The organism is Mesorhizobium delmotii (assembly GCF_900149755.1).
Lineage (GTDB): Bacteria > Pseudomonadota > Alphaproteobacteria > Rhizobiales > Rhizobiaceae > Mesorhizobium > Mesorhizobium delmotii.
Genome location: NZ_FUIG01000043.1, coordinates 189407 through 213314, shown reverse-complemented (window position 1 = coordinate 213314; position 23908 = coordinate 189407). Strand labels below are relative to the sequence as shown.

21 protein-coding genes are annotated in these 23908 nt (G+C 62.0%); 9 read left to right on the top strand and 12 right to left on the bottom strand.

The window, feature by feature from the left end; genetic code table 11:
- The coding region (locus BQ8482_RS40155) for a cadherin domain-containing protein (RefSeq protein ID WP_208867833.1) at positions 1-1887 on the bottom strand (1887 nt) is incomplete at its 3' end.
- A gap of 703 nt (positions 1888-2590) precedes the next feature.
- Here BQ8482_RS40155 and BQ8482_RS26535 point away from each other — a divergent pair.
- Positions 2591-3685 carry a helix-turn-helix transcriptional regulator gene (locus tag BQ8482_RS26535; RefSeq protein WP_123150283.1) on the top strand — a complete coding sequence of 365 codons (1095 nt, stop codon included), beginning with the start codon at positions 2591-2593 and terminating at the stop codon, positions 3683-3685.
- Positions 3686-3834: 149 nt separating this feature from the next.
- Here the strand turns inward: BQ8482_RS26535 and BQ8482_RS26530 are convergent, their stop codons facing one another.
- From BQ8482_RS26530 to BQ8482_RS26495, 8 genes are all read right to left on the bottom strand, one after another.
- A complete protein-coding gene (locus BQ8482_RS26530) occupies positions 3835-4893 on the bottom strand; it encodes an ABC transporter ATP-binding protein (RefSeq protein ID WP_123150282.1) in 1059 nt (352 codons plus the stop codon).
- Positions 4894-4937: 44 nt separating this feature from the next.
- On the bottom strand, positions 4938-5759 hold the full coding sequence (locus BQ8482_RS26525; RefSeq protein WP_123150281.1) for a carbohydrate ABC transporter permease: 822 nt from the start codon (positions 5757-5759) through the stop codon (positions 4938-4940).
- Positions 5760-6719 (bottom strand): carbohydrate ABC transporter permease, encoded by a 960-nt coding sequence (locus tag BQ8482_RS26520; protein ID WP_123150280.1) that lies wholly within the window; start codon positions 6717-6719, stop codon positions 5760-5762.
- A complete protein-coding gene (locus BQ8482_RS26515; RefSeq protein WP_123150279.1) occupies positions 6719-8056 on the bottom strand; it encodes an ABC transporter substrate-binding protein in 1338 nt (445 codons plus the stop codon). The genes BQ8482_RS26520 and BQ8482_RS26515 overlap by 1 nt, the downstream gene beginning before the upstream one ends.
- Before the next feature lie 62 nt (positions 8057-8118).
- On the bottom strand, positions 8119-8778 hold the full coding sequence (locus tag BQ8482_RS26510; protein WP_095494342.1) for a GntR family transcriptional regulator: 660 nt from the start codon (positions 8776-8778) through the stop codon (positions 8119-8121).
- Between the two features lie 23 nt (positions 8779-8801).
- Positions 8802-9686 (bottom strand): dihydrodipicolinate synthase family protein, encoded by an 885-nt coding sequence (locus BQ8482_RS26505; RefSeq protein WP_123150278.1) that lies wholly within the window; start codon positions 9684-9686, stop codon positions 8802-8804.
- 151 nt (positions 9687-9837) lie between these two features.
- On the bottom strand, positions 9838-11124 hold the full coding sequence (locus BQ8482_RS26500; RefSeq protein ID WP_123150277.1) for a D-tagatose-bisphosphate aldolase, class II, non-catalytic subunit: 1287 nt from the start codon (positions 11122-11124) through the stop codon (positions 9838-9840).
- Complete coding sequence (locus tag BQ8482_RS26495) at positions 11121-12065, bottom strand: sugar kinase (protein ID WP_123150314.1); 945 nt, start codon at positions 12063-12065, stop codon at positions 11121-11123. Before BQ8482_RS26495 ends, BQ8482_RS26500 begins: the two co-directional genes overlap by 4 nt.
- Before the next feature lie 243 nt (positions 12066-12308).
- Here BQ8482_RS26495 and BQ8482_RS26490 point away from each other — a divergent pair, with 243 nt between their 5' ends.
- Positions 12309-13331, top strand: coding sequence for a LacI family DNA-binding transcriptional regulator (locus BQ8482_RS26490; protein WP_165848721.1), 1023 nt, complete (start codon positions 12309-12311; stop codon positions 13329-13331).
- Here the strand turns inward: BQ8482_RS26490 and BQ8482_RS26485 are convergent.
- From BQ8482_RS26485 to BQ8482_RS26475, 3 genes are all read right to left on the bottom strand, one after another.
- Complete coding sequence (locus tag BQ8482_RS26485; protein ID WP_123150275.1) at positions 13319-14296, bottom strand: alpha/beta hydrolase; 978 nt, start codon at positions 14294-14296, stop codon at positions 13319-13321. The two genes, BQ8482_RS26490 and BQ8482_RS26485, sit on opposite strands and share 13 nt — an antisense overlap.
- A 16-nt stretch (positions 14297-14312) precedes the next feature.
- On the bottom strand, positions 14313-15461 hold the full coding sequence (locus tag BQ8482_RS26480; protein ID WP_123150274.1) for a Gfo/Idh/MocA family protein: 1149 nt from the start codon (positions 15459-15461) through the stop codon (positions 14313-14315).
- A 268-nt stretch (positions 15462-15729) separates the two neighbouring features.
- Positions 15730-16491: a DeoR/GlpR family DNA-binding transcription regulator gene (locus BQ8482_RS26475; RefSeq protein ID WP_123150273.1), complete on the bottom strand. Its 762-nt coding sequence runs from the start codon at positions 16489-16491 to the stop codon at positions 15730-15732.
- Between the two features lie 162 nt (positions 16492-16653).
- On the opposite strand from BQ8482_RS26475, the gene BQ8482_RS26470 reads away from it, so the two are divergent.
- The 7 genes from BQ8482_RS26470 (at position 16654) to BQ8482_RS26440 (ending at position 23895) form a co-directional block, all read left to right on the top strand.
- Positions 16654-17454, top strand: a complete 801-nt coding sequence (locus BQ8482_RS26470; protein WP_023797149.1) for a beta/alpha barrel domain-containing protein — start codon at positions 16654-16656, stop codon at positions 17452-17454.
- Between the two features lie 3 nt (positions 17455-17457).
- On the top strand, positions 17458-18408 hold the full coding sequence (locus tag BQ8482_RS26465) for a PfkB family carbohydrate kinase (RefSeq protein WP_123150272.1): 951 nt from the start codon (positions 17458-17460) through the stop codon (positions 18406-18408).
- Positions 18409-18498: 90 nt separating this feature from the next.
- Entirely contained in the window at positions 18499-19644 is a 1146-nt protein-coding gene (locus BQ8482_RS26460; protein ID WP_123150271.1) for an ABC transporter ATP-binding protein, read from the top strand.
- Between the two features lie 114 nt (positions 19645-19758).
- Positions 19759-21006: an ABC transporter substrate-binding protein gene (locus tag BQ8482_RS26455; protein WP_123150270.1), complete on the top strand. Its 1248-nt coding sequence runs from the start codon at positions 19759-19761 to the stop codon at positions 21004-21006.
- A 139-nt stretch (positions 21007-21145) separates the two neighbouring features.
- Positions 21146-22042: a carbohydrate ABC transporter permease gene (locus BQ8482_RS26450; RefSeq protein ID WP_027153440.1), complete on the top strand. Its 897-nt coding sequence runs from the start codon at positions 21146-21148 to the stop codon at positions 22040-22042.
- A gap of 5 nt (positions 22043-22047) precedes the next feature.
- Positions 22048-22890: a carbohydrate ABC transporter permease gene (locus tag BQ8482_RS26445; RefSeq protein WP_023797144.1), complete on the top strand. Its 843-nt coding sequence runs from the start codon at positions 22048-22050 to the stop codon at positions 22888-22890.
- Positions 22891-23079: 189 nt separating this feature from the next.
- Complete coding sequence (locus BQ8482_RS26440; RefSeq protein ID WP_123150269.1) at positions 23080-23895, top strand: sugar phosphate isomerase/epimerase family protein; 816 nt, start codon at positions 23080-23082, stop codon at positions 23893-23895.
- The last annotated feature ends 13 nt before the right edge of the window (positions 23896-23908 follow it).

The window sequence follows — 23908 nt, the reverse complement described above, 5'->3', positions numbered from 1 at the left end:
CGTCACCGCGATTGACTGGGTATCGGTGAGCGTTCCGTCGGAGGCGGAGACGATGACGTCATAGACATTGTTGCCGCCGGCATCGCCGGGCGCCTCGAAGTTCGGCGCATTGACGAAGCTCAGCGCGCCGGTCGTCGCATTGATGCTGAACAGGGCGGCATCGGCGCCACCGGCGATCGCATAGGCTAGTGTCGTCCCGGCATCGGGATCGGAAGCCGTAACCGTCGTCACCGCCGTCGTATTCTCGGCCAGGCTGATCGTCGCCGTGTCACCGCCACCGTTCGAGGTGATGACGGGCGCCTCGTTCACATTGCTGACGTTGACGGTGAAGGTCTCGTCATAGGTGTGGTTCTGACTGTCGGTGACCCGCACAGTTACCTGACGGGTCGGACCCGCCTCGAAGTCGATCGGACCGCTGACGACGAGATCGTTGCCGGAGATAGCGAACGTGCCGCCCGCGTCGTCGGGTAACGTGAAAGTCAGCGTCTCCCCCGGGTCGGAGTCAGTCGCTACGAGCGCGCCGATGATCGAGCCGGGCGCGCTGTTTTCAGCGACGGCATTCGCTGAAAGCGAAATGTCTGTCGGTGCCTGATTCGCAGTATCATCGACGTCCGTGACGCCGATCGTGAAGATTCGGTCACCAGTATTTCCGGCAGTGTCGGTGACACGCACGCGGACCTCGTGCGAAGTCGCCGCTTCGAAGTCCAGTGGCCCGTTGACCAACAATTGGTCGCCGGAAAGTGCAAAGAGCCCACCTGCGTCATCAACAAGACTGTAGGTCAGTGCATCGCCCGCGTCAGGATCGATCGCTGACAGAGTGCCTATGACAGTGCCATTTGCGCTGTTTTCGGCAATTGTTGCGGCCGAGAGGCTCAGGCTGGTCGGTGAGTGAATCAACGCGTCGAACGTTCGCGTTCCATCCGAAAACACAAATGCTTCGACCGCATAGGCGGTCGTATAGGTGGCTGTCCTTAGGTCGAGGAGCTGAACATCGGTACTTGAAAAGACGGAGATCTGATAGTCTCCGAGCATTCCCGAAAGCTGGATGGTGTCGTCACCCTCGCCGCCGACAGCCTGGCCGCCGTCGGCGCCCACATCGAGCGTGTCGTTACCCGTTCCGCCGTCGAGATAGTCGCTGCCGGCGCCACCGGTCAGCGTGTCGTTGCCGGCGCCGCCTGTGAGTTGGTCGTCGCCGTCAAGCGCGGTGACGACATCGTCGCCCGTCCCACCGGTGAAGTTCAACGTTTCGACATTGATGAAGCTTGTTCCATCGCCCACCGCGGTCGGGCTGGTGGTGCTGGTCATGTTGATGTTGAGTGCCGCAACGGCCGTCGAGCGGTCGATCGTTGCCGTGTCGTTGCCATCGCCGCCGTCGATCGTGTCGGCGCCGCCATAGGAATAGATGGTGTCGTTGCCGGCTTCGCCGTTCAGAATATCGTTGCCGGTGGAACCCGGACCATTGTCATCGATCAGGGTGTCATTGCCGGCTCCGGCATTGGTCGTGTCATTGCCCTCGTCACCAGCGAGATAGTCGTCGCCATCGCCACCGGTCAGCGTGTCGTCACCCTCGCCGCCAACGGCCTGGCCTCCGTCAGCTCCGGTGTCGAGCGTGTCGTTGCCCACGCCACCGTCGAGATAGTCGTAGCCAGCGCCGCCATTGATAATGTCGGTGCCTTCGCCACCAATGAGATTGTCGATGCCGTCTCCGCCAGTCAGCGTGTCATTGCCGCCATGACCAAGGATGGTGTCGTTGCCGCCATCGCCATTGATCTCGTCGTCGCCGATCTCGAGCGTTGGGTCCCCGCCTTCGGGTCCGCCAGAGAGGAAATCGTCGCCCGCCGTGCCATTGATGACATCGTTGCCGTTCGTTCCAAACTTGTCGGCCATTTCATCCTCCCAACGACCTCAGCGGTCGGCTTGTACATTCGGGTCATGCATGACGCCGCGGAAGCCGACTCCACCCTGTTAGGTGAAGCCCCGAGCTCCCTTTCCGGCTGATGGAATCTCCCCGGCCTTGGCGGCGGGCCCCTTGTTTTTGCCCCAGCGTTTCTTCGCTCACGGCACTTTTCAGGAGACTGGCACGGCGCGAAACTCCCATTTGAGTAAGTTTCGGCACTCGATCAGGAATGATCTTGGAAAACGACATCGCCCGCCCGCCAGAAACGCTTGGAAAGGCGGCGAAATTCAACAAGGGAATCGGCAAACTCATTCGAAATGTCGCGCGCATACCCCTTTTGGCGATCCATCCATAACATGGCTGAACGGTCAGTTGACCAAAACGAACAAAACACTGCGATTCTGACGGCCAACATCTACAAATAACAACTTCCAAATACATCTAAAGATGGCTGTTCGATAGATCCGTAATTTTTATTCAATCATCCGCTGGACTGCTGAAAGTTAAATTTGGGTCATTAGTCCTCATAGGAGCAGTTATCCGAACAGATGGTTCCAGTTCTGAGTTCAATGTTTACATTGTTGATAAATTGGCAATACTTCTAGGCCACCGTTGCCATCAAAATCGGGGGCGGTCTGACTCGCCATTCAAGATCCAGTGTGTTTAGATAGGTACCTTACTGAGGGGCTAGCGGTGGGCGCTGCTTTCGATTTTGACGCGATTGGCGTTGCCTTTGTCGAGGCAGCCCTCGATCCATCACGCTGGGACGCCGCGATGGAGGTGGCAGAAAAGGCCACTGGAAGTGCCGGAGCGTTGCTCTTCGATATAAGGGGGCATCTGCCACTCGTTCCTTGCAGCCGCGCCATGGCCCCCGTTTTGGAAACCTACGTGCGCGATGGCTGGATTAACCGCGACGAGCGGTATCGTGGCCTCAACGTCCTTGATCGACAAGGGGTCACCTCGGAGTTCGACTTCGTGACGACCGACGAGATCGCCAGGCATCCATATTACCAGGAATTCCTCGCCCCCTTCGGCCTGCAGCGCTACGCGGCGGTCAAGATCGCTGCCGGCGATGATTTCTGGGCACTATCGCTGCAACGGTCGATCCAACAGGGTCCGTTCACGCCAGACGAAATGAGACAGCTGGCGGAACTTTCGAAACAGCTGGGCTCTGTGGCCGCAGTTGCACGAGCAATCGGTTTCGGGAAGGCCGACGCGGCATTGGATGCGTTTAGCGCCACCGAAACGCCTGCCGTCATGTTGGACAGAAGTGGCAATGTACTCCGGTCCAATGCTCCGGCGGAAAGGCTTCTGGGGCGGGGTCTGCAGATTACGCGCCGGCGTCTGGTCTCCTTTGACCGAACCGCTACAGATGCTCTCGACCGATCGCTGAAAGCGCTGCTGTGTTCGCCGGACACGGCCGCATCGATGCCACCCGTGCCACTGCCCAGACTCCAAGGGCGGCCGCTCCTTGCCTATCCGTTGCGCCTTCCGAAAGTCTCCTACAACGCGCTGGCGCCGTGCCAGGCAATCGTCATCCTCATTGATCCTGACGCGAGACCTCCTCCTCCTGAAGCGGTGCTGCAGTCCTGCTTCAGGCTGACAGCGTCAGAAGCGAGGCTGGCGAGAAAGATTTGCTCGGGACACGGCGTTGAAGCGGCAGCCGACGAACTTGGCGTTTCCTATGAGACTGGGCGCAACCAGCTGAAATCGGTCTTCGCGAAGACGCAGACGCATCGGCAGTCGGAGCTGGTCGCGCTTCTCACAAGGCTCTCGAACGGCCGATAGTTCGCATGACCGTTCTGTCCAGTATCATCGGTTGTTGCCGTTATTGTCGGTGGAAACGCGTGTGGCGGCAGGCGCCGCAATTGGTACTACGGCGCTTTTGCGTGAATACGTCTTCGCGTGAGCGAACCCTGCCGCGCAGGCCACGCCAATCACATACGCCGGCCGGTTTTCGCGTCGAACAGGTGGGCGCAGGCGCGATCGACTTCGATCCGTATCTGCGCGCCTTGCTTGAGCGGCAGCCGCTCGCGGAACAGGCACGAAATTTCCTCGCCGGCGCAGTCGACCTTGGCGAAGATTTCCGAACCCGTGGCTTCCAGAAGCGTGACCGTGCCCGGCATGCCCTGGGCGGTTGCGCGGATGTGCTCGGGACGGATGCCGTAGACAAGTTCGCGTCCTGCAGCGTCGGTCGGGCGGGCGCCTTCCGGCAGCGGCAGGATCAGCCCGCCGGCGCTGCGGAACACGCCTTCCTCGATGCGGCCGGCAATGAAGTTCATGGCGGGCGAGCCGATAAAGCCGGCAACGAAGAGATTGGCCGGCTGATCGTAGAGGTCGAGCGGCGCGCCGATCTGCTCGACCAGGCCGTCATGCAGCACGACGATCTTGTCGGCCATGGTCATCGCTTCGATCTGGTCATGCGTGACGTAGATGGTTGTGGTGCCCAGCCGCTGGTGCAGCGCCTTGATCTCGCCGCGCATCTGGACGCGCAGCTTGGCGTCGAGATTGGAGAGCGGCTCGTCGAACAGGAAGACCTGCGGGTCGCGCACGATGGCGCGGCCCATGGCAACGCGCTGGCGCTGGCCGCCGGAGAGCTGACGCGGATAGCGCTCAAGCAGCTTTTCAAGGCCGAGGATGCTGGCGGCATTCCTGACGCGGCCGGCGGTATCGGCAGGATCGGCTTTCTTGATCTTGAGCGCAAAGCCCATATTGTCGGCCACCGTCATATGCGGATAGAGCGCATAGTTCTGGAACACCATGGCGATGTTCCGGTCCCGCGCCCGCAGATTGTTGACCATGCGTTCGCCAATGGCGATCTTCCCGCCGGAGATCGTTTCAAGTCCGGCGATCATGCGCAGCAGCGTCGACTTTCCGCATCCCGACGGGCCGACCAGGATGACGAATTCGCCGTCGGCGATGTCGACGCTGACGTCGTGAATGATCTTGGTGGCTCCGAAAGCCTTCTGCACGTTGTTGATGGTTACCGATGCCATTGGATTTCTCCGGGGAAAGAGTGATGTCCAGCTAGAATGCGGCTTCAGCCGCCCTTGACCGCGCCGGCGGTCAGCCCGGCGACGATCTGCCTTTGCGCGAACATGGTCAGGACCAGCACCGGCAGCGTCACCACCAGTGCGGCGGCGGCGAGCGGCCCCCAGCTCACCTGCTCATAGGAAAGCATGTTGTAGACAGCGACCGGCAATGTGCGCGTCTCACGGCTGGCGAGCACCACGCCAAAGACGAAATTGTTCCACGAAAAGATGACCGACAGGATGAAGGCGACAACGATGCCCGGCTTGGCGATGGGCAGGGCGACCAGCCGGAACACCTGCCAGGAGCTGGCGCCGTCGATGTTGGCCGCCTCTTCCAGTTCCATCGGCGTGGTCTCGAAATAGCCGATCATCACCCAGACCACGATCGGCACCGTCACCACCAGGTGGATGATGATCTGCGGCCAGAGCGTGCCGAGGATCCCGATCCATTGGAACAGCAGAAACAGCGGGATGAGATAGGACAGCCCCGGCGTCATGCGGGCGATCATGATGACGACCGCCGATCTTTCGGCCTTGAGCCGCGCTATGCCATAGCCGGCCGGTACGCCGATCAGCAGCGCCAGCAGTGTCGCCGTGCCCGTCACCAGAACCGAATTCCAGAGATAGAGCAGGAAATTGTTCTCCTCGAACACCTTTACATAGTTCGACCAGGCGAGACGTTCAGGGATCAGGATCGGCGGATAGGCGCCGTTGTCGATCTCGAATTTCAGCGACAGCGAGATCATCCAGAGGAAGAACAGGATCGCCGGCGAGACGATGACCAGAGCCGCGAAAATCAGGCCGATCTGGTTGAGCAGACGTGAGCTCATCTATTTGCCCTCCGCATCGTTCCACTGCGAGCGCTGGCGCAGCATCAGGAGGATGAAGGACAGCGCCACGATGACGATGAAGAACACCACGGCCATGGCCGAGCCATAGCCGATGTCGTAGTAGGAAAAGGCGGTGTTGTAGAGATAGATATTGATGGTTTCGGACGCCGTGCCCGGCCCGCCCTGGGTCATCGCATAGATGATGTCGAAGCTCTTCAGCGCATCAATGGTGCGGATGATCAACGCAATCATCAGGAACGGCGCGATCATCGGCAGGGTGAGGTAGCGGAATTGCTGCCAGGCATTGGCACCGTCGATCTCGGCGCTCTCGAACGGCTCGCGCGGCACCGAGGCCAGCCCGCCCAGCACGATCAGCATCACCAGCGGCGTCCACTGCCAGGTTTCGACCGCGACCAGCGAAGGGATGACGGTGTTGGCGTTGAATATCCATTCCTGCGCCGGGATGCCGACCAGCGACAGAAGGTAGTTGAGCACCCCGAGCTGGGGATGGAACATCATGGTCCAGACTAGCGCCACGGCAACCGGCGTTGCCATCATCGGCATGACGAAGACGCCGCGCAGCAGGCCGCGCAGCGGAAACCTGGCGTCGAAGACCAGGGCGGCGACAGTGCCCAGGAACATCGGCGCTGCCACCGACAGCGAGGTGTAGGTCAACGTATGAACCAGCGATTCCCAGAATCGCGGGTCGCTGGCCAGACGGAGATAGTTTTCCATCCCGGCAAAGCTCCGCGACTGGCCGAGCGTCCAGCGGTTGACGCTCATCCAGAGCGTGAAAGCCCAGGGAAAGACGATCACGGCGCTAACGACGACGAGCGCCGGAACGACGAAGGGCCAGTAGTTGGGAGCCAGCCGGACCGACTGGCTCCCTTCGATGGCTTGCGTCGCCGCCCCGGTGCGGTCAGCCGTCACCCCGGTGCGTTCAGGGGCGATGGCGGACATCAGCCCTGCTCGCTCCTGTCGAGAACCGGCTGGAACTGCGCGGTGGCCTTCTTCAGCTCTTCGGCAGGATCGGCACCGGCAATCATGTTGGTCAACGCCACGCCGTAGATGTCGCGGAACTCGGTGACCGGGATGATCACCGGCAGCGCCAGCCTGCTGATATTGCCGGACTGAACCACTGCATCGAGCCAGCTTGCCGGCATGGTGACGCCTTCGCGTACCTTGGGATCTTCCAGCACCGACTTGCGGAAGGGCACGCCGGCGCCGGCCTGGAGCAGGCGCGCGCCCATCGCCGGGGAAACCGCCCACTGACAGAAGAGATAGGCAGCTTCCTTCTTTTCGCTGGAGGCGGTCACGCCGAGGCCGTCGCCAAACGTCCCGGAGGCATGCGCCTTGGGCCCTTTGGGCATGACGCCATAGCCGACCTTGCCGACCACGCGCGACTTTTCGGGATTTTCCATCGGCGGGGCAAAACCCACGCCATCGAACCACATGCCGATCTTGCCTTGCAGGAAGGCGGACTGCGCTTCAGCCCAATTGAAGCCGGTGACACCCGGAGGGGCGGACTTGGTCATCAGCCTCTGGTAGAGGGCGGCGGCCTCGATCGCCTCGGGCGTTTCGGTGCGCAGCTTGCCCTTGTCGTCGAGCGGCGTCATGTCGTAGCCGAGCATCAGCGACGTCCACACCGGCGTGTTGGCATTCTTGAGGCCGCGGGCGACGAAACCGAAAGTGTTGGTCGATGGATCGGTCAGCGCTTCGGCGGCGGCCACCAGCTGGTCGAACGATTCAGGGTATTTGAGGCCCTTGGCCTCGAACAGCTCCTTGTTCCAGTAGACGATCCAGTAGTCCACCGAGAAGGGCAGCGAACGCAGCACGCCCTGGTTGTCCTTAGCGAAAAGCATGCCGGCCTCGGCGAAATCGCTTTCGACAAGCCCAGGATCGGTCAGCGTCGGATCGGCGAGATAGCCGGCGATGTCGGCCAGCCAGCCACCCTTTTCGAACTGGCGCTTCTGCACGTGATAGCTCAGATGCACGACGTCGAAACTCGGCTTGCCGGAGCTCAGTTCGATCACCGTCTTCTGCCGCTGCTGTTGTTCCGGCGTCGCCTCGGCATTGATCTTGATGCCGGTCAGCTCCTCGAATTCGGCGATATATTTCAGGATGGTGTCGCTGCGCGGGCTTTTAACCAGATTGACGTCGAGCGTGGTGCCGGCAAAGCGCTTCCAGTCGACGCTGGCGGAAAAGCTCGGGCGAAGGCCGGCCAGGCCCGCGGCGGCGAGCGCCGTGGTTCCTGCAAGGACTTGCCTTCTTGTTGGCTTAAACGGATTGGACGACATTTCTTCCTCCCTGGGTTGCTGTCGTTGTGGATAGTGTCGCGGCAGCCGCGAACCATACGTCCTCAGATCTGGAGCGCCAACCGGCGCGCGTTGTCGATATGCCGGCTGATCGCCTCGACCGCCTTTTGCGGGTCGCGGCTCTCGAGCGCTTCGATCACCGTCAGGTGCTCCTGCATTACCGGCACGACGCGCCCGTCGATACGGAAACGCTCCTGGTGGATTAGCCTGATCTTTACCGAATTGACCAGATACGCCTTGGCGATGATCTCGTTGCCCAGCGCATCGATGAAGGTGTCGTGCATGGCCCAATCGATGTTCTGGGCCTTGGCTTCCATTTCCGGCGTCGGCGCCTGCGACAGCGCTTGAGCCAGCATGTCCTCATGCTCGTGCCGCAGGCGGGCGAGCTCGGCGTCGGAGGCGTTGACGGTGAACAGCGCCACCGCTTCGCGCTCCATGAACAGGCGAAACTGGAAGGCTTCGCGGATCAGGTTGATGTCGATATGGGCGATCTGCATGCCGCGCTGCGGGATGGTCGTCAAAAGCCCCTCGGCCTCGAGACGCGGCACGATCTCGCGGATGGCGCCAAGCGGCAGCCCGGTAAAGGCAACCAGTTCACGCTGCGACACGAACTGTCCCGGCCTGAGATCACGGGCCAGCAAATGCCGCGTGAAGCTGGCATAAGCTCTTTCCCTGAGGGTGGCCGGTTCGCTGCTGTCGTCCATTTCAGCGCGCTTCCCTTTGCCGGTCAGGCCGGCTCTGTCGCAAACAGCCGGTCATAGGCGGCAGCAAGCTGTTGCCGCCCCTGCGCAGCGATCGGCTCCAGCGGCGGACGGACAGCCAGCCAGCGCTCGTCGCCGGTCTTGCGCGCCACCATGACCTTCACCGCCGGGGTGACCGGATATTTGAGCAATTCAAGCACGAAGCCCTCGACACGGGCATCATCGCGCCCGTCCTCGGCCATGGCGCGGATTTCGCCAGTGACGAAATTGGCCATGCCGGAAATGGCGCCCTGCCCGCCCTGGCGCACACTTCTGGCCAGGTGCCGCTCGTCGCCGATCAGGATCACCAGGTCGCCATGAGCTCTTAGCAGCGCCTCGCTGTAACTCCAGTCGCCACCCGAATCCTTGACGCCGGCGACCACGCCGGGGAAGGCCGCACGCAGCCGACCGATCAGGGCAAGCGGGAGCGGCACCATGGTGACAGAAGGGATGTTGTAGAGGAGGACGCCGCGGGCCAGTGGGCCGAGCGCAGCGAAGACGGCGGAAAACCATCCGAACAACCCGTCCTCGCTGACATTCTTGAAGTAGCTCGGTGGAGCCAGCAGGATGTTGCGGACGCCGCACTGCAAGGCATGCCGCGCCTGTTCGGCAGCGTCTTCGGCCGCATCGACCAGCACGCTGGCGACGAGCTGATGTGCCGGAATGCCGGCGGCCAGCATGGCCTCGGTAACAATCCGCCGCTCTCCCGTGCCCACCGAGGCGCCTTCCCCGGTGGTGCCGAAGAGCGTTGCGCTGCTGCAGCCGGCGCCAAGGCAAGCCCGGGCCTGCGTGATCATGGGAGAGATGGCGATTTGCCCGGAAGCCTCGAAAGGCGTGGTGAGGGCAACTGAAAGACCAAAGCGCGAGGCCACTGCTATTCTCTCCAGAGATCAATGTGCACACAGCACTAGCACACTAACATGTTAGTTGTAAATTGCGGCGGCGCCCTTTTCGAAACAACGTCGACATCGGACGGCTATGAGGCGGGTTTAGGCAGATGCCGACTTTCCGGCAGCGCGATCCCTACTTTCCCGTCGCGTCCGCGTAGATATCGAGGACACGGGTGATGCTGCCGATCAGAAGGTCGTGCGCGAGGGGCTTGACCCGGCCTGCCGCAATCTCGGCGTCGAGCTGCCCCAGATACTGGCTGATCAGAGGCCGAGGGATATCCTTCTCGCTCAGCACGTCCAGCAGCGCCTGCATTGCGCGCCGCGCCTCCGGCGTCGGCCAGTAATAGCGGATGCGGTCGCTGAGCGAGAAATGCCGCTGCACGCGCTGCTCGTCCGGCGTGCCCGGATAGTATTGCTGCCAGTTGTCCGGCGACGCCAGCATGATGCGTTCCATCGCGGCAGGCAGGCTTTCGCGCGAAGGGTCCGGCGCAAGCATATCGGCGATATGGCTGAGCCCATACAGCGCTTCGCGAAGCGCGAAGGTCAGCCAGGGGCCGACCTTGAGGATGGCAAAACCGTCGCGAACGAGAGCGTTAAGCGCCTCGGCCGGCTGGTAGTCGGTCGAATGCGCTTCAAAAACAAATTGCGGCATGCGGTCGAGCACGGCCACGAGTTCGGTCGCCTTGGCCGGTGCATAAGGCACGATCTCGGTGTTGCCGAATTCGACGCCGGGCTGAACGATGACGCCGAGCGTACGGCCAAAAGCGGCTTCGAGGCCGGCGCGGGAAAACGCTCGGGCGTGTACCTCCACCGTTCGCAAGGCATCGTCCGGCGCGGTCACATGCAAGTGGTCGAGCGCCTCCAGTGCACCGCCCGGCACCGGCACTTCGGTGCCGATGACGTAGACGGGTTTCTCGCTGCCGGCGCGCTCGACCGCCGTCTCGGCGATTGCAGCAAGTTCGGCCGCGCGTTCGGCGATGATCTCATCGGCAAGCACGGCTGGATCATCGGCGCAGGCCATGCTCGTATCCAGATGCATCTTGGTGAAGCCGGCGCTCGCATAGGCGTCGATCATCGCCCCCGCCTTCTTCATCGCGGTAGCTGCTGCCATGTGCTTCCAGGGATTGGGTCCGAGATGATCGCCGCCAAGGATCAGGCGATCGACTGGGAAACCCGCTTTCAGCGCATGTGCCTCGACGAAGCTGCGGAAGTCGGCGGGCGTCATCCCGGTGTAGCCGCCCTCGTGGTTGACCTGGTTGCAGGTGGCCTCGATCAGCACATCCGCGTGCCGCGCGACGCCGTGGCGCAGGGCAGCCTCGATGACCAGCGGATGCGCCGAGCAGACCGAGGCGATGCCGCTTCTCTCGCCTGCGGCGCGCCTGGCCGCAATATTCGCAAACCTTCGCGTCGCGTCACTCACTGCGTGTTCCCCGTGGCGATGAATGCCTCGACCGCTTCAAGCGGGAAAATGCCTTCCATCGGCCCCTTGCGGGTGACGGCAAGCGCACCGCAGGCATTGGCGATCCGCAGGGCTTCGGCAGGAGCCGCCCCGCGAAGCCAGAACGAGACGAAGGCAGCACCGAAACAATCGCCCGCGCCGGTCGGATCGACCTCGTCGACGGCAAAGCCGGACGAGGCGACCGCACCGTGATGATCATGATATACGGCGCCGGCGGCGCCTTTCTTTAAGACGATGCAGGACAGGCCACGGGCGAGCAATTCGTCGGCAGCGCCCTTCTCGTCCTTCGCCGATGAAAACAGGAAGAGCTCCTCGCCGCTCGGCAGGAAGATGTCGGCTCGCGCCAGCACATGATCGAGCGCCGCGCGCATGCCGGACGCCTGCATGATCTCGCGGCGGATGTTCGGATCGAAGGACACGGTTCCACCTTTGGCCTTGACAGTCTCGATCGCCGATAGCGCCACCGCGATGGCGCGGTCGGAAAACAGCGACGAACCCATGACATGGACGTGATCGGCGCAAGCGAGCAAGTTTGTTGCCGCCGCGTCGGTCTCGATCAGGCCGGAGGCGCTGTTGCGGATGTTGAAGACGAAATGCCGGCTGGCGTCGGCCCGGTAGGTGACGAAGGCCGTGCCCGTCGCATGGCCCGTGTGAACTGCGATCGCCGACACGTCGGCGCCCAGTGCCCGCAACCGATCGATGTTCAGCCTGCCGAAATCGTCGTCGCCCACGGCGCCGATGAGACCGGCCGGCTGGCCGAGCGCCGCCGCCTGGCCGATGAAGATGGCAGGCGCTCCGGACGGGTAGGGTCCAAGCAGCGGACCAGGCTCGAGAAAGCTCTGGCCGATCCGCTCGGCCATGATCTCGACCAGAATCTCGCCGGCACTGACCAGCTTCCTCATCTCGCGGAATCCCTCCCGGCGTTTCGCCCCGGCCTCGCTTCTGATGAACCGCGCGAGCACTTTCCGGGTGACATGAATTTCGAATTCGCCCACGGAGGTGAATACGGCTTGTGCTTTTTCGCGTCAATTAATAAATTGACGCATGAAAACTATCAAAATTGTCTGTAAAGTTTCGCCTTGCAGTTGCGCGCTGGCGCACCGTATGTAGGAACGGGCAGCGCAAGCAACAGCGCGAGGGCTTTGATGTCGATGACGCACAAGACGATGGAGGATTTTGCTCGCTCGTGCGGCGTCTCCAGGCCGACACTGTCGAAATATTTCGACGATCCGACCAGCGTCAAGCCGGCGACACGTCAGCGGATCGAGGTGGCGCTGCGCTCGTCCGATTACCAGCCCAATCTCTTTGCGCGAAACCTGAACCGCAAGCGGACCCGAAGCATCGGCATTGTCGTGCCGACGGTCGCCGATCCCTTCTATTCGGAAATGGTCAGCCGAATCGAGCTCAGGCTGCGCGACGAAGGCTACTGGCCGATCGTGATCTCATCGCACGGCTCGCGCGAGCTCGAAGTGGAAGCAGCGCGAACCATTCTTTCCCTAAAGGTTTCCGGCGCGCTGATCGCGCCGCTCGGCCTGCGCTCAGACCACCGCACGCTGGAGAAGCTGACACAGACCATACCGATCGTCTATTTCGACACTTATCTTGAGGGCGACACGCCATTCGTCGGCAACAACAACAGCCAGAGCGTCTCGACCATCGTCGATTATCTCTGCCGTTCCGGCGATGCCCCGGTCTATTTCGACATCCCGCACGTCAACCACAATTCGCGCGAACGCCTGAACAGCTATGTCGGCGCCATGCAGCGGCTTGGGCATGAGCCGGTGCTCATCGGCAACACCTACGACTACACCTGGGATTTCGAACGGATCGGCTACGAGCAGATGGAAGCGATGCTCGCCCGTGGCGCCCTGCCGGGCAAGACCATTCTGTGCGGCAACGACCGTCTCGCCTTCGGCGTGATGGCTGCCGCCTACTCGCAGGGCCGCAAGGTCGGCCGCAAGGGCGATTGCGACCTGCGGGTCGCAGCCCATGACGACCATCCGCTGAGCCGCTACACCTGCCCTGCCCTCACCACCATGGCGCAGGATTTCGCTTCCATGGCGGGACGCAGCGTCGAGACGCTGCTGGCCTTGCTGGACGAGGACGACGCGGCAGTTGCCCCCAAGGTCAGTCTCGACGCGACGCTGGTCATGCGTCAGTCGGCCTGAGCGTTTCCCAAGACAGGATCGAAGCCGCGCCATGCGGCAACCGCCGCGCCGACCGCTTGCCGCGCCGCCGGGCCATGACGGCCCATTGAGACGAAGCCGTGGATCTGGCCGGGCCAGCGCCGCAGGACGACCGGCACCCCGTCGTCTTCCAGACGCTTGGCGTAGGCCTCGCCTTCGTCGGCGAGAATGTCATGACCGGCGATTGCGACAAAAGCCGGCGCTGCGCCGGCAAGGCTTGCGGCCTTGAGCGGCGACACGCGCCAGTCATCGATATCGCCGGCATGGTTGACATAGTGGTCGCGGAACCAGGCCATGGTCGCCGAAGTCAGGCCATAACCGTCGGCAAAGCGGCGATAGCTGTCCGCCGCCTGCGAGGCGTCCGTGTTCGGATAGAACAGCAGCTGCGCCACCGGCGGCTTCTTGTCGCCGCGCGCAAGCAGGCAAAGCACGGTAGCGAGATTGCCGCCGGCGCTGTCGCCGGCGACAGCGATCCGTTCGGCGTCGATGCCGAGATCGCCCGCGCCGTCCTGCAAGAAGGAAAGTACGGCGCGGCAATCTTCGATGGCCGCCGGAAATTTGTGTTCCGGCGCCAGCCGGTAGCCGGGAGAGACGACGACGCAGGCCGCCATATTCGCAAGCCAGCGGCAGATCTCGTCATGCGACTCGAGATTGCCGATCACCCAGCCGCCGCCATGCAGATAGAGCAGCGCCGGGGCAGCGGCCCCGACCGCGCCCTGTCCGCGATAGATTCTGAGCGTCAACGGGCCGCCGGGTCCGGTGATGGTGCGCTCGGTCAATGAGCCGACCGGCTCGCGCTCGCCCTGGAGTGCCGGAAAGCCCTGCTTATAGGCGCGGCGCGCCTCTTCAGGCGTGCCGGCTTCGAATGGCGGGGCGGCCGCCTGCCGGTCAAGGTCGAGCACATGCCGGGCCTCCGGATCGAGCAAGGGTGAAAGCAATGTCGTCATCGTAAGCGCTCCGGTATCAGGCGAGCAGGCTCGCTGCTTCGTCGTCCTGGAAGAGCGGCGGCTGATCGACAGTTGCGTTGACGGCGACGGACTCGCGGCTCTCACCCGAAGCGAGGATCGCCTCCATGATCTCCAGCACATGAAGCGCAAGGTCGCCGGACGCCCGCGGCTTTCTTCCTGTTGCCAGCGCGCGCGAAAGATCGGCAACGCCGAGCATGCGGTAATTCGCCCGGTCGGGCGCGGCGAAGGGCCAATTGCGCGCGCCATAGAGTTCGCTCTCACTGTGGAAGTCGGCCCAGTCGGCCCCGCGTTCCGACAGCGAGACGGTGCCGCCGAACGTGTCCGGATCGGGCAGCCTGAGCGAGCCTTCGGTCCCGTGAAGCTCGATCGGATGGTTGGAGTGCCTGAAGACGTCCCATGACGCGCCGAAGGTGATAGTTGCACCGGAATGGAACTCCAGCAGCGACAGGATGTTGGTCGGTGTGCCGACCTTGAAGCTGGTGTTCCGGTAGGGGCCTTCGGCGGTGATCAGCCGCTCCTCCTGGCCCCGCGTCGCCATCGCCATCACGCGGGCCACCGGCCCGAGCAAATTGACCAGCATCGTCAGGTAGTAGGGACCCATGTCGAAGACCGGTCCGCCGCCGGGCTGATAGTAGAATTGCGGATTGGGATGCCAGTGCTCCATGCCGCGCCCCATCATGAAGGCGGTGCCGGTCACGGCACGGCCGATGGCACCCTCGTCCATCAGGCGGCGGGCGCGGCGCCCAGCGGCGCCAAGGAAAGTGTCGGGGGCGGAGCCGAGCAGGACACCGCGCGCCTTCGCCTCGGCAACCAGCCGGCGGCCATCGGGGGTGGACGTCGCCAGAGGCTTTTCGGTGAAGACGTGCTTTCCCGCCGAAAGCGCCGAAAGCGAAATATCGAAATGCGCCGCCGGTATCGTCAAGTTGAGGACAAGGTCGATGTTCGGGTCGGCCAAAAGCGCGTCGACGCCGAGCGCGCGGATGCCATATTCCTTGGCGCGCAGCGCAGCCATATCGGCCGAAATGTCGGCGCAGGCGCTGAGCTCGACCCCGCCGAACAAAGCCGCATTGCGCAGATAGGTCATCGAGATGTTGCCGCAGCCGATGACGCCAATGCCAAGCTTTGTCTTTGATCTCCCGTGCATTTTAGATCGTACCTCCCAACGCGGTGATGGTCTGCCTCAGCCGTTGCGTCGGCAACGGATCACAGTCGAAAGCCGCTATACAACATTTTAAATCTTGACGCGCGTAAAATTATTATAGAACATGCGAAAATGATGGCGCAACATTGGAGGCCGCCAGCCTTGAGGAGGAGAACATGACTGACATGAAAAAACGGCCAGCAGCCGATGCGAATCCCGTGGGTCATGCGCGCATTGGATCTTTCCGTCGCGGTCAGGGACCGAGATGGGTTCAGGCATAGATCACCTTGGCCCCGGTCATCTCAAGCTGGCTGCGTATTGGACCGGGCAGGCCATCGTCGGTGATCACCACATCGACGGCCGACAGCGAAAATGCCTTGGAGGTCCCGCTGACGCCCCATTTGCTCGAATCGGCGAGGAGGACAACGCGCCGGGCCATGCGAACGAGGTTTCGCTTCGTTCGCGCCATGTCTTCGTTCACGTCGACCACATCCAGTGACGAGTCTATCGCATGCGCTCCAACAAAGACCTGATGCGCTACCAAGCCGCCGAGAGCCGTATCGGCATCGGTGATCAGCGTGCTCACCGTGTCGGGATAGACCCGGCCGCCGATCATATGAACGTCGAGCCCGGGACGATGCATAAGATGCTGCACGATATTCATGGCCGTGGCCGCGACCACGACATTGCTGAGCGGCGGTAACAGCATGGCAACCTGCATCAATGTCGAGCCGCCGTCGAAGATGACCGATTGGTTGTCCTCGAACAGGTCTACCGCCGCCCGGGCGATCCGCTTCTTTGCGTCGAGATTCGTTTGCATCCGCCGGGCGAACGCGGCCGTAGTCGAATCGGTGGTCCGGGTCACCGCCCCTCCTCGGGTCTTGGTCAGTAGTCCCTTGCGGTCCAGTATCTCGAGGTCGGAGCGCACCGTCACTTCCGACACGCCAAACCCGTCTGACAGGTCCTTCGTGCGAACCTGTCCGCTGCGTTGCACCTCACCCAGGATCGATTGGCGTCTCTGCTCCGACAACATTGCCCTGCCCTTGCTTCCCTGCGCCAAGCAACCGCTCTGGCCTCGGCTCACCTTACCAAAAATACGCAAATTCGAAAGCTTTCGAAAGATTGTATTTCTCATTTCTTTCGGAAACACTGGGTCCAGGATTTTTAAATCAACCGATTGGGAAATTTTGCACTCATGAGCCTAGGAACCAAGGTGCGTCTTGCGCGCCTCTTCTCGCATCCATCGGGGAAACTTTTCGGCGGCGCGGTCGACCACTTCGTCGGCTATGGTGACGTGCGCAAAGGCGGCCTTGCCGACCTGCCGGGTGCGCTCGCGCGCGTCATGGTAGGCAAACCCGACTACGTCAGCATCCAGCCTGGCACCGCGCGCCATCTGTGGCCGCAATATGCGGGCAAAGCTTCCCTGGTGATTCAGGCGGGCTGCTTCACTCCGGACGATCGCATCAGCGAGTTGATCGCAACGCCCGAGGATGCGGTCCGCGCGGGGGCCGATGCGTTGGCCGTGGCCATTCCGGTGCGCGGCGCGACCGAGGGCAAATACATACGCTGGCTGACCGATTCGGTAAATGCAGCGGCCCGCTACGGCATGCCCGTGGTGGCGCATATCTACCCTCGCGATTTCACCGACGGAGCAAAAATCGTCTTCACCCCCGACGAGATCGCCTATGCGGCGCGGATCGGCTACGAGTCCGGCGTCGACGTGATCAAGATCGGCTACACGGGCGATTTCGAGTCGTTCCGAGAGACCGTCCGGACCTGCCCGGTGCCGGTTGTGATCGCGGGTGGTCCGAAGACCGATACGCTGCTCGGCGCGCTTCAGCAGACGGCGGACGCCATCCGTGCCGGCGCACGCGGTGCCGTGGTAGGCCGCAATCTCTGGGGGCATGGCGATCCGGAGAAGGCAGCGCTTGCCTTTCGGGGCGTCATCCATGACGGCCTCTCGGCGCAAGACGCCCTGGCGAAGGCGGGTGCCTGAACGATGCCCACCGTCCCCGCGATCCTCGGCTTCGGCGCTATTGCGATCGACGACATCGTCTACGTCGATCAGCCGTTGTCGGCGGGCAAGGGGAAGGTTCTGCAAAGTGCCCGTGCTTTCGGGGGAAATGTCGCGACGGCGCTGGCCGCCGTCGTGCGGCTCGGCGGAACCGCCGGGTACATCGGATGGCTGGGCAGTGCCGCGGACGACGCCGTGCTGCGCGATCTCGTTGCGAGCGGTGTTGAAACCGTATTCGCGCCGCGCCATCCCGACGCGCGCCCGGTGCGCTCGCGGATCACCGTCGGCTCGGATGGGGAACGGTTCATCGCGTATGACGACGATGCGATGCTGGGCACCGCTCCGGACTTTCCGGACGATATCCTCAGCCGCGCGACCGTTCTGATCGTCGATAGCTACGCGATCCGGTCGCTGGATGTCGTGGCTCGGGCTCGCGATCTCGGCCTTGCGATCCTCGGCGATATCGAATGGAGCAGCGGCCCAGCCACGGAGCGGCTGATCGCGCTCTGCGACCATCTCATTCTTCCGCTCGGCTTTGCGCGGACTGCCACGGGGTGCCGATCGCCCTCCGAGATGCTCGATGCATTGTGGTTGCCGTCGCGGTCTGCCGTGGTTCTGACCGATGGTGGCAGAGGCGTGTACTATCGCGGGCGTGAAGAGACAGGTCTCTGGCGCCTGCCCCCGCACCGGGTCGTGGTCGTCGACTCGACCGGCGCGGGTGACTGCTTTCATGGCGCCTACGCCCATGCGTTGACGCGTGGAGCCGACACCGCAGGCCGGGTGGCATTCGCGGCCGCGGCGGCTGCCCTTTCGATAACGGGGCGTGGCGGGCGCGAGGCGCTTCCGACCGACGACCAGGTCACGGAACTCCTGGCATCGACGAACGCGCCGTCAGCAGTCGAACTGAAAAAAACGCATGTCAATACTGGAACATAGCTAGAAACTATACGATGAAATATTTCGCAGGTGAACATGCTCCGAGGAGGGTTATAAAAATCAGCGGCTTATACTTGCGGAGGGAGGAATATGGCAGAAGTCATTCTTGAGAATATCTGCAAAACCTACGGTAACAATTTTCGCGCAATCGACCAATTGAACCTATCGGTCGAGGACGGCGAGTTCCTGATTCTCGTCGGGCCGTCCGGCTGCGGCAAATCCACCGCGTTGCGAATGATCGCGGGATTGGAGGACATCACCAGCGGCAGCCTTCGGATCGGCGGAGTCGACGTCGTCGACATGCCGCCCAAGGACCGCGACATCGCGATGGTCTTCCAAAGCTACGCGCTCTACCCGCATATGACGGTGTCCGAAAACATCGCCTTTTCGATGCGGCTGGCAGGCAAGCCGAAGGCCGAGCGCAAGAAGCGCGTGGACGAGATCGCCAAAACCCTTCAGCTGACGTCTTTGCTGGACAGCAAACCCGCGAACCTTTCAGGCGGACAGCGTCAACGGGTTGCCATGGGCCGCGCCATGGTGCGCGAGCCGGCCGCCTTTCTCATGGACGAACCCCTTTCCAATCTGGACGCGAAACTGCGCGTGCAAATGCGCGCCGAAATCACCAGTCTGCAAAAGCAGCTCGGCGTAACGACCATATACGTGACCCACGATCAAATCGAAGCGATGACGATGGGGGACAGGGTCGCGGTGTTGAAAGGCGGCGTGCTGCAGCAGGTCGATACACCCAAGAGGCTCTATGAATCGCCGGTGAACGCCTTCGTTGCCGGCTTCATCGGCTCTCCTTCAATGAACCTTTTCGAGGCGACCCTGACGGGCGACGAACTGATGTCCGGCACCTTCGCCATCCGGCTGCAGGAGGCAGCCTTCGTGCGCAGGCCGGGCTTGAGGTCGTTTGCGGGGCGCAAGGTCGTGTTCGGCATACGACCGGAGGATCTTTATGACAGCAGCCTCGAATCCGGTCGCAAGTATCAGACGATACCGGCCAAGGTGACCTCGATCGAAGAACTCGGATCCGAACATATTGTCCATCTGAACATCGACGCGGTCCGGGTGGACTCCGGCGATCCGGACGCGGTGGACGATTTTGGCCTGGCATCGAACGCGGTGGCGAGATTCGAGCCGATCAGCGCCGTCCACTCCGGCTCGGAAATCCGGTTGGCCGTGGATGATGCCAAGTTCCATTTCTTCGATCCCGAGACGCATCTGGCGATCTGAAGATCTGCGGCAGACCGCAGGCGAGAGCGAGGCGCCTGCGAAACGCAAGAAGGCTTCTGAGTAGAGCAGACGATCGTCCGCATTGTGCGGTCGATCTTAAAGAAGGAGGAGAAAATGATGTTTCGGATACAACCCGCGATGCTGAAAATAGCCGCGGCCGCATGGTTGCTTGGCGCAACCGGCGCCATGGCGGACACGACGCTGGAATTCACCCAATGGTGGGAGCCCGAATTGCCGGCCGGCTCGCTCAGGGCAATCATGAATGACTTCGAGGCTGCAAACCCCGGAATCAAGGTGACGCTGGTCAGCGGCCCCTATGCGACCACGCGAGACCAGATCTCGGTTGGTGCTGCAACTGGAACGCTTAGCGACGTCGTCGGTCTCGACGGCGCCTGGGTGAACAATCTGAACGCGCAGAATGCGCTGGCCGACATGAACCCGATGATGGATGCGAGCGAGTTCGACAAGACCCAGGTCGCGGATATCATCAAGGTGGACGGCAAGGCGGTGATGTTTCCCGTGGCTTCGTTCGTCTATCCGGTCTTCGTGAACATGGATCTCGCCGCCCAGGCAGGCGTGACCAAGCTGCCGTCGACCCGCGCGGAGTTTCTCGAAGCCGCCAAGAAGATGACCCATGCCGACAAGAACCAGTATGGCTGGGTGCTGCCCTTGTCGCTGCAAACGCCGTCCGGTGTCCAGAACGACCTGATGTCGTGGGTCTGGGCCTCGGGTCAATCGATGATGGCTGACGGCAAGCCGGCTCTCGAGGGCAAGCCGGTCGTCGATATGCTCACCTTCGTCAAATCGCTGAACGACGCCGGCGTCATTTCGCCCGGCATTGCCACCAAGACCGAGCAGGAAAAGGTCGAGGAATTCGTGAACGATCGGGTCGGAATGATGATCGACTCGCTCGCGCATGTGAACCTCATTCGCAAACGCAATCCCAAGCTGAACTTCGACCTCATCCCCGTCCCGGTCGTGGAGAATTACAACGGCAAGCGCGGCCTTCCCTACGCCTCCTGGGGCATCGGCATCTCTGCGGCCTCAAAACATCAGGAGGAAGCCTGGAAGCTCGTCCAATATCTGATGAGTGAAAAGGTGAACGCCAAGCTCGTGACGCTTGCAAACGCCTTCCCGGGCAACGTCAATGCCAAGCCCGATTTCGTGACCTCGGACAAGGCTTTCGCCAAGGCTTTCGAAATCTTCAAGACCGGCTATCTCGCCAACGAGTTCACGGGTCTGCCGGTGGCTGAAGACCTGATGACCCAGTTCGACGTGGAAGCCCAGAAGATGCTCGCCGGCGAGCAGTCTCCGGAAGAAGCCGCAGCCAACGCTCAAAAGGGCTGGATGGCGAAATTCTGAGCGACCTGTTCCCCGTTGCTATCTTCCACCGGGTAGCCTGACTTAGGGCAGGCCACCCGTCAACAACGGATCGGCAATTTGAGATGGACCTCTTTCCGAAGCGCACCTTCCTCTTGAAGGCACATCCCAAGGGTGGCACATGACTCGGCAGAAGCGCTCCCACCATCGACTGAAACGAGCGGTCGCACCCTATCTCTATCTGTCACCCTCGCTCCTCATCATCGGCCTTCTGATGCTACTGCCGATGGTGACGGTGATTGGCTATTCGTTCCAGAACAGCGCGGTGCTGCGTCGCGACCCATCCTTTGCCGGACTGAAACACTACCACGCGATCTTTGCCGATCCGGTGTTCTGGGCCTCGCTGTGGCACACGCTCTACTTCACCTGCATGAGTGTCATCTTCCATATGACCATCGGCATGGTCTTCGCACTCATGCTGAACAGCGACCGCATCAATCCGACGCTGCGCAACATTCTGCGCGTGCTCTACATACTGCCTTGGCTGTTCACCGCGGTGATTATCGCCGTGATCTGGCGCCTCCTGCTCGAGCCGAACGGTGTCGTGAACAGCGTTCTCATGCAGATGGGCATCATCGGTTCCAAGGTCGAGTGGTTTTCCTCGACGGCGACCGCGCTGCACGCCGTCACCTTCGCCAATATCTGGGCGGGCTACCCGCTTTTCATGGTCAGCTTGCTCGCAGGCTTGCAGGGCATTCCCAAGGATTTCTACGAGGCCGCCGATATCGACGGGGCGAAGGCCTACCAGAAGCTGATCTTCATCACCATCCCGCAGCTGATGCCGATCATCATCAGCATCTCGCTGCTCGACTTCATCTGGACCATGCAGGTCTTTCCATTGATCTGGATAACGACGGGCGGCGGTCCGATCTACTCGACCGAGGTCCTCAGCACCTACACGTACAAGCTGGCGTTTTCGAGCTACAACCTGTCGCAGGCGTCGGCGAGCGCCGTGGTCATCCTGCTGATCTCTCTCGGCCTGACGCTGTTCTACATCCGCTATCAAAAGGCTCGGTAGTCACCATGAGGAAAAGGCACACACCGAAAGACAGACTGATCACCGTCGCGCTCCATGTCGCGCTTGCCGCAGGGCTCTTTTTCGCGGCCTTCCCGATCTACTGGATGCTGAGCAGCTCGTTCAAGTCGAATACCGAAATCTTTGCCCTGCCACCAACCGTCCTGCCGAAGGCCTTCACGCTGGAAGCGTATGCGGCCATCCTTGGCGACCCGGTAAAGCTGCGCTTCTTCTTCAACAGCTACTTCGTGGCCGGAGCGGTGACCGTGCTGACGGTGCTGATCGCCTTGCTGGCCGCCTACGGGTTCAGCCGTTTCAATTTCCGCGGCAAGGGCAGTCTCAACACACTCATCATCAGCACGCAGACGATCCCGCCGATCACGCTTTTGATCCCCTTCTTCGGGCTTGTCGTCTCGTATGGCATCTTCGACACCTACGTCGCACTGATCCTGACTTACCTGGTGTTTACGCTGCCCTACGCGATCCTGCTGATGACGGGATATCTGAACACCTTGCCCCGCGATCTCGATGAAGCGGTGGCTGTCGACGGCGGCACCAGCTGGACCGCACTCTGGCGGGTGATCGTCCCGATTTCACTGCCTGGTATCGTAGCGACGTCGGTCTACACCTTCCTGTTGTGCTGGAACGAATTTCTCTTTGCGCTGACGCTGACGAAGTCAACGTCCATGCGCACCGTCCCCATCGGCATCCAGCTGTTGATGGGGCAGCACGCCTTCGAATGGAACCAGATGATGGCGATGAGCGTGCTGGGCTCGCTACCGCTCTTGCTCATCTACCTCGTTGCCCAGAGGTTCTTCCTCGCCGGCATGACCGCGGGCTCGGTCAAGTAGGATGTCCCTCCCACGGAGAACCGATGGGGAAGGCCGCGCGTCGAAATCGATGGATTGGACCTTCTCTGCTGGCAGGCGATATCGCCGCGGCCTCGGGCGTCTTCATAGCGCCGCTGAATCGTGCTCGTGCTGTTCATCCAGCGCCACATCAACAAGGGCTGACGCAGGGCGGCATCAAGGAATGAAAGCATGAAAGACCTGAAAGTCGGTTGCCAGACCTTCACCTGGGAAATGCTCGGAGACCGGTTTGCCGGTGGTCCCGACGATCTCTTGAAGGCGATCGCCGATGGCGGTTATGCCGGCATCGAGATCACCGACACGATGATCGGCCGCTATGCCGACAGGCCGGCGGAATTCGCCACGGCACTGAAATCGGCCGGGCTGGCGCTCGTCTCTTTCGCCTTCGGCTCGAAGAGCGGCTTCACGCTGCCGGACAGGATCGGCGCCGACCTGGAAACCGCGCAGCGCTGGATCGATTTCGCCGCCGCATTTCCCGGCGCCCTCGTCTCCATGGGTTCGGCCACCGTCGTGTCTGACGGCCCGCGTAACGACAATTTTGCCATCGCTGCGGAGTTCTACAACAAGGCCGGCGAACTCGGGCGCAAGGCCGGCGTCGACATCGCTGTCCATCCCAGTTCCCACCACAACACGCTGCTGTTCGACCGTGCCGACTATGACCGGATTTTCGCGCTGATCGATCCGTCGCTCGTCGGCTGGGTGCCCGACACCGGACACATATTGCGCGGCCATGAAGACATGATCGACACGCTCACCGCCTACTGCGATCGCATCCGCTACGTGCATCTGAAAGACGTCGACGCCAGCGGCACCTGGGCCATGCTCGGCAAGGGCGTCTGCGACACCCAAGCGGTGATCGATATCGCCAGCGCCGCACCTCGTTTCAACGGCTGGCTGGTGCTGGAAGAGGAATCCGAGACCGCCGCCGCCGATCCGGCCGCCGCGGTCAAGACCAACCGCCAGACGATGCGCGGCTACGGCGCGTGAGGAAGAAGAGACC

Coding starts and splice junctions, on each gene's coding strand:
- BQ8482_RS26475 (WP_123150273.1), bottom strand. CDS start 16,491: ATGTTGTCGGAGCAGAGACGCCAATCGATCCTGGGTGAGGTGCAACGC.
- BQ8482_RS26440 (WP_123150269.1), top strand. CDS start 23,080: ATGAAAGACCTGAAAGTCGGTTGCCAGACCTTCACCTGGGAAATGCTC.
- BQ8482_RS26465 (WP_123150272.1), top strand. CDS start 17,458: ATGCCCACCGTCCCCGCGATCCTCGGCTTCGGCGCTATTGCGATCGAC.
- BQ8482_RS26515 (WP_123150279.1), bottom strand. CDS start 8,056: ATGTCGTCCAATCCGTTTAAGCCAACAAGAAGGCAAGTCCTTGCAGGA.
- BQ8482_RS26480 (WP_123150274.1), bottom strand. CDS start 15,461: ATGCACGGGAGATCAAAGACAAAGCTTGGCATTGGCGTCATCGGCTGC.
- BQ8482_RS26485 (WP_123150275.1), bottom strand. CDS start 14,296: ATGACGACATTGCTTTCACCCTTGCTCGATCCGGAGGCCCGGCATGTG.
- BQ8482_RS26530 (WP_123150282.1), bottom strand. CDS start 4,893: ATGGCATCGGTAACCATCAACAACGTGCAGAAGGCTTTCGGAGCCACC.
- BQ8482_RS26510 (WP_095494342.1), bottom strand. CDS start 8,778: ATGGACGACAGCAGCGAACCGGCCACCCTCAGGGAAAGAGCTTATGCC.
- BQ8482_RS26445 (WP_023797144.1), top strand. CDS start 22,048: ATGAGGAAAAGGCACACACCGAAAGACAGACTGATCACCGTCGCGCTC.
- BQ8482_RS26490 (WP_165848721.1), top strand. CDS start 12,309: ATGTCGATGACGCACAAGACGATGGAGGATTTTGCTCGCTCGTGCGGC.
- BQ8482_RS26455 (WP_123150270.1), top strand. CDS start 19,759: ATGATGTTTCGGATACAACCCGCGATGCTGAAAATAGCCGCGGCCGCA.
- BQ8482_RS26525 (WP_123150281.1), bottom strand. CDS start 5,759: ATGAGCTCACGTCTGCTCAACCAGATCGGCCTGATTTTCGCGGCTCTG.
- BQ8482_RS26470 (WP_023797149.1), top strand. CDS start 16,654: ATGAGCCTAGGAACCAAGGTGCGTCTTGCGCGCCTCTTCTCGCATCCA.
- BQ8482_RS26520 (WP_123150280.1), bottom strand. CDS start 6,719: ATGTCCGCCATCGCCCCTGAACGCACCGGGGTGACGGCTGACCGCACC.
- BQ8482_RS26460 (WP_123150271.1), top strand. CDS start 18,499: ATGGCAGAAGTCATTCTTGAGAATATCTGCAAAACCTACGGTAACAAT.
- BQ8482_RS26450 (WP_027153440.1), top strand. CDS start 21,146: ATGACTCGGCAGAAGCGCTCCCACCATCGACTGAAACGAGCGGTCGCA.
- BQ8482_RS26495 (WP_123150314.1), bottom strand. CDS start 12,065: ATGAGGAAGCTGGTCAGTGCCGGCGAGATTCTGGTCGAGATCATGGCC.